Annotated in this window: 5 protein-coding genes and 1 pseudogene; 3 read left to right on the top strand and 3 right to left on the bottom strand. The window is 69.8% G+C overall.

All coding sequences use genetic code 11. From position 1 onward, the window contains the following. The first annotated feature begins 22 nt into the window (after nucleotides 1-22). Entirely contained in the window at nucleotides 23-985 is a 963-nt protein-coding gene (locus E6J59_19560) for an ABC transporter permease (GenBank protein TMB16033.1), read from the top strand. Between the two features lie 22 nt (nucleotides 986-1,007). Beyond that, nucleotides 1,008-2,108, top strand: a complete 1,101-nt coding sequence (locus E6J59_19555; protein TMB16032.1) for an ABC transporter permease — start codon at nucleotides 1,008-1,010, stop codon at nucleotides 2,106-2,108. Here the strand turns inward: E6J59_19555 and E6J59_19550 are convergent. Beyond that, nucleotides 2,099-3,235, bottom strand: coding sequence for a type III polyketide synthase (locus E6J59_19550; protein ID TMB16031.1), 1,137 nt, complete (start codon nucleotides 3,233-3,235; stop codon nucleotides 2,099-2,101). The genes E6J59_19555 and E6J59_19550 overlap by 10 nt on opposite strands. A gap of 105 nt (nucleotides 3,236-3,340) precedes the next feature. On the opposite strand from E6J59_19550, the gene E6J59_19545 reads away from it, so the two are divergent. After that, nucleotides 3,341-4,090, top strand: a complete 750-nt coding sequence (locus E6J59_19545) for an ABC transporter ATP-binding protein (GenBank protein ID TMB16030.1) — start codon at nucleotides 3,341-3,343, stop codon at nucleotides 4,088-4,090. Nucleotides 4,091-4,186: 96 nt separating this feature from the next. On the opposite strand, the pseudogene E6J59_19540 reads toward E6J59_19545, so the two are convergent. Next, a pseudogene (locus tag E6J59_19540) lies at nucleotides 4,187-4,330 on the bottom strand (ABC transporter substrate-binding protein). A gap of 449 nt (nucleotides 4,331-4,779) precedes the next feature. Further along, nucleotides 4,780-5,269 (bottom strand): ABC transporter substrate-binding protein (locus E6J59_19535; protein ID TMB16029.1); only part of this gene is annotated, 490 nt, incomplete at its 5' end.

Genomic DNA, 5,269 nt, shown 5'->3' with positions numbered 1-5,269 from the left:
GGTCTCGATCGATGATCCGCTGGTGTTCCTGAGCCAGCCGGATTCGATCCTGCTGCCACGAAGCTTTGCCGCGCCGCGCGGGCTCGACGTGGGCGCGATACTCGAGCTCGAGACGCCGACCGGCCGGCGCTGGTTCACGGTGCGAGGCCTGATCGAACCCGAGGGCATGGGGCGGGTGCACGGTGGGAACCTCGTCGTGATGGATATCTTCGCTGCGGAGAAGGCGTTTACCCGTCCGGGACTCATCAACCGCGTGGACGTCGTGGTCGCACGCGATCGGGACGTCGCCACCGTTCGGAAGGCTCTCGCGTCCGCGCTTCCCGAAGGCCTTCGGGTGACCGCTCCCGCGCAGCGGAAAGTCGACCTACATCGCATCATGCGATCGGTGCAGGTCATGCTGCAGGGAGTGAGCCTGCTCGTCCTCCTGGCGGCGTTTCTCATCGTCTTCAACCGCCTCTCAGCGGTGTTCGAGGCGCGCATCTGGCAGGTCGGGGTGATGCGCGCGATGGGGCTCCGGCCGAGAGACGTTTGGCTCGAGCTCCTGGCGGAGAGCTCGCTCATCGGGGCGGCGGGCGTGGCCGTCGGCCTCGCCTCGGGAGTCGGGCTCGCGCGGCTCATGCTGCCCGTCCTCGCGACCACCACAGCGCTGGCGTCGAAGCTGACTGTGCCCTCCGCGCGCTTCACCGTGGGCTGGGGCTCGCTCGCCACCGCGGCGATCCTGGGTGTCGGCGCGACGCTTCTCGCGGCGGCGCTGCCCGCCTGGCGCGCGGCGCGCACGTCCACCGCCGCGGTGCTCGGCGGCGATAGTGCTCGAGCGCTGGACGCGCGCCGCTCCGTGGGGCCTGGTCGCGACCTTCCTCCTAGCCTTCGGCGCGGCCTTCGCCGCCCGTCCGCTCGCCGAGGTCCTCCGCAGCGCGTGGCTCCGCGAGCGGATTGCGTCCGCGAGCCCGACGCTCCGGCTGGCGGTGGCCGCCCTCGGCCGTAACCCGCGCCGGACTGCGCTCACGGTGGCGACGCTCGGGATTGGGTTCGCCGTCGTCACCTGGCTCTGGGTGTTGGCCAACAGCGTGGAGCAGTCCGTGATCCACGTCATGCCGGGCATCTTCCGAGCAGATCTGGTCGTCGGCTCGGTGCGGATCTCCGGCGGCTACGTGGAGGCGCCGCTGGACGAGAGCGTGATACGGGAGATCGAGCAGACGCCGGGAGTGGCGCTGGTCGTCGGGGAACACTCCATCGACTGGCACTACGCTGACGGGCCCATCGCGATAAACGCGGTCGACGCGCGTTTCTTCCTCGATCCGAGGTTCGAGCGCTGGTCGCTCGTCGGCTCCGCCGTGCCCGACGTGTGGCGCTCGCTGGCGGCGGGCGAAGCGGCGATCGTGTCGACCAACCTCTCGCACAACCTCGGGATCGGACTGGGCGACGTCCTCGAACTCGAAACCCCGAGCGGACCGCTCACGCTGCGGGTAGGCGGGATGGTCGACGACTTCCTCTCTCCTCGGGGCACGGTGCTGATGTCCCGGGAGCTCTACGAGCGCCACTGGCACGATACGCAGATCACACACGCACTCGTCCGCACCGACCCGGGGGCGGATACAGGCGCGGTCCGCGCCGCCATCGCGGCGGGAGCGGGGGCTCGGTTCAGCCTGAGGGTCCTCAGCGTTGGTGAGCTGATCGACTGGTTTGCGGCCCAGGTCCGGCGGGCCTTCGGGGCGGTCTTTGCGCTCGCCGGCATGGTGCTCGTCGTCGTGGGCTTCGGGGTCGCCGATACCATCGCGGCCGGTGTCCTCGAGCGCCGGCGCGAGATCGCTGCGATGGGTGCGCTCGGTGCGCGGCGGTGGCGTCTCGCGCGCATCATCCTCGTCGAGGCGTCTCTCATCGGCGCGTGCGGAGGGATTCTCGCGCTCGCGGTCGGCTTCCCCCTCGGTCTCTTGTGGGTGAAGATGACGTTTCCCGACCTCGTCGGCTGGACGCTCGAGCTGCACGTCCCCGGCTTCTACTTCGCGGTGGTGAGCGCCGTGGCCGTGGCCGTATGCCTGGCGGCGGCGCTGCTCCCCGCCTACCGGTCGGCCCGCATCGAGCTCGGACCCGCGCTTCGCTACGAGTGACCGCCGTGTGCGAGCCACCCGGCCGAGCGGAGCAGCGCCAGCTCGCACGTCACGCCGGGTCCGAAGGCCATCATGACGCCGAGCGTGCCCGCGCGCGGTGGGGCGGAGCGCTGGAGCTCGCGAAGGATGAAGAAGACCGTGGCGGACGAGAGGTTCCCGAACCGCTCCCAGACGTCCCATGTGGGCCGGAGCGCCCCGTCGGACAGCCCCAGAGCGTCCGCCGCGGCATCGAGTATCTTCGGTCCGCCAGGATGCACGATCCAGAAGCCGATGTCGCGGAGACCGAGGCTGTTTCGCTCGAGGAACCCGATCACGGTCTGCCGGAGACGTGCGCACACGAGGTCCGGGAGTGCCGGCGAGAGCACGAAGCGAAAGCCGGCCCCGGTGAGGTGCATGCCGAGCTGGTCGAGGCTGTCCGGCCAGAGCGCGCTAGCGCTCGAGAGGATCGCGGGTCCGGATGCGCCCTCCGCCGCCGTGAGCACGGCGGCCGCCGCGGCATCCCCGAAGAGGATGCTTCCCATGACGTCGCTCGGCGTCGGCTCGGCCACCTGAAGGCAGAGGGAGCACGGCTCGACGCTCACTATGAGCGCGCAGCCGTCTGCGTTCGGTCGCACGAGCGCGGTTGCGAGACCGAGCGCTGCGACGCCACCCGAGCAGCCCAGCTCCGTGATGGGGATGCGGCGCACGGTGGCGTCGAGCTCCAAGTGCGAGACGAGGTACGCATCCAGCGATGGCAGCATGTAGCCCGTGCACGAGATCGAGATGATCGTGTGTACACTCTTCGGATCGATCCCGGCCGTCACCAGCGCGTCACGGGCGGCGGCCTCTCCGAGGGCGACCGCCTGGCGCTCGTAGTCCTGGGCACGCTCGCCGAGCGTGTTGCGCCGAAGCAGTTCCCCGACGGGAACCACGAGGTGGCGGCGGCGTATCCGCGAGGCGTCGACGAGTTGTTGCCAGCGTTCCCGGTCGGCCGTGAGCGGCGGGAGGACGGCCTTGGTCTCCTCGGCGCTGAGGACATGCGGGGGCAGCGCCGTGCCGACGCTCTGCAGTTGGGCCACTCGAACTCGCTTGATGCAGCGCCCTGCGCTTGCACCGTCGGGTGCCACTACCCCTGCGGGATCGGCCACGCTATCGCTTCACGCCATGGATGCGGCACACGCATGCGGGCTAGAGCCCGCGCGGACTGCTCGCGCGCTGGAAGGGCGGGCGCTGCCGAGGTAGGGAGGCGAGAGATGAACCTGCGCTCGGCCGTCATGCTCGAGCACGTCAGCAAGCGCTTCGGGACCGGCCCGCGGAGCGTCGCAGCCCTGACGGACGTCTCGTTGCGCATCCCGTCCGGCGAGTACCTCTCGGTCATGGGGCAGAGCGGCTCCGGGAAATCGACGCTCCTGAACCTGATCGCCGGGCTCGAGGTCCCGACCTCGGGGCGGGTCGTCGTCGATGGGCGGGACCTCTGGGCGCTCTCCGAGAACGCGCGCAGTGACGTTCGGCTGTGGCACATCGGTATCGTGTTCCAGAACTTCAACCTCTTTCCGAACCTCACGGTCGATGAGAACGTGTCCTGGCGGCTGGAGTTTCAAGGCGTTGGCGCTCGCCAGGCGAGAGCGAAGGCCTCTCGCGTGCTCGAGGAGGTCGGGATCGAGCCGGGCGCGCACGGGCGGCTCCCGGGCGAGATGTCGGGCGGAGAGCAGCAACGGGCGGCCATTGCGCGGGCCCTGGTGACCGAGCCGCGTCTCCTCCTCGCCGACGAGCCGACCGGCAACCTCGACTCGCGCACGGGAGAGACCATTCTCAACTTGCTGCGACAGCTCAACACGGAGCGCTCGCTGACCGTCGTGATGGTGACCCACAGCGCCTACGCAGCGAGCTACGGTCACCGAACCATCGAGCTGCGCGACGGACGGATCGAACGGGATGTGCAGGCGCGACCGACCGCGGCACAGGAAGTCCGGCCTCGGGAAGTGCCTCCCGAGACCGCCTGATCCGCGAGAGCGCGAGGATACGGGCATCTCAGTGAGGGCGAGAATCGAAATCGTCACTCGACCGTGTCGCTGACGCATGATCCGGATCTCCCCGAACTGGAGCCCATACGCGCGCGCCAGCCCCGGGTAGCCGTCCGCCCGCTCCTGGAACTCGTAGCCGAAGCCGGCGCGCCATTCGCCCGGGTGCTTCGCCAGGTCGGAGATCGTCCGCACCTCCTCCGCGTCCCTCCGCACCACCAACGCGAACGCGTTGTGAACCCGAGCGGCGCCGGCCCTGAGCGGAGCATCCTGGCCGACGCACTAGACGCGCCGTTCCCGACAGCCACTGCCTACTGCCGCGCCTTCCGCTGGATCGTGCTCCCCACGCCTCGCACCTCGGCGACGGTGAAGACCGTGCAGAGGGCTCCGTACGGCGCACGAAGGCGGCGAGGAGGCTCGACATCACCTCCGGCTGCGTGACGTAGCACTCGGGATCAGACCACCCGCGCCGAGCGTCTCGTCGTCCGGGTGGGGCGCGATCACGAGAGCCGCTCCCCGCGCTCCACGGAAACGGACGGCGCCAGCGGGCGCCGGCAGCCGACCGGCAGGGCCGCGACGAGGATCATTGCGAACCGCAGCGCTGTACCTAACGGTCGGGGCCGAACCAGAGGAGATGGGCAGTGCGAATCCACCTGGTTCAGGTGCGGTGGCTACGACGCCGTATGGAGCTCACGCACAACTTCGCGCGACCCCCGGTGCCCCCCATCCACCTCATAGTTCATCCTCCTCATCCGCTCCGCCGAGATCTTCCCCCCCAACCCCTCCAGCGCCGCTGCGAGCTTCGGGTACCTCTCCAGCACCACCCGCCTCACCACCGGCGCCGCCTCGTACGGCGGAAAGTACCCCCGATCATCCACCAGCACCTTCAGCTTCAGGCTCTCGATCTGCCCGTCCGTCGCGTTCCCCGCCACCACGTCCACCTGCTGATCGACCAGCGCCCGGTACAGCAGCCCCAGGTCCATGATCCGGATCTCCGTGAACTCGAGCCCGTACGTCCGCGCCAGCCCCGGGTACCCGTCCGCCCGCTCCTTGAACTCGTAGCCGAAGCCGGCGCGCCACTCGCCCGGGTGCTTCGCCAGTTCGGAGATCGTCCGCACCTCCTCCGCGTCCCTCCGCACCACCAGCGCGAACGTGTTGTCG

Source organism: Deltaproteobacteria bacterium (assembly GCA_005879795.1).
In the GTDB taxonomy this organism is placed as follows: Bacteria; Desulfobacterota; Binatia; order DP-6; family DP-6; genus DP-6.
Note: the sequence above shows the minus strand (reverse complement) of the source record. Positions and strands in the feature narration are given on the sequence as shown.

Bases quoted from the DNA above. Each gene is read 5' to 3' on its own strand.
- E6J59_19545 (TMB16030.1), top strand. From the start codon at position 3,341: ATGAACCTGCGCTCGGCCGTCATGCTCGAGCACGTCAGCAAGCGCTTC.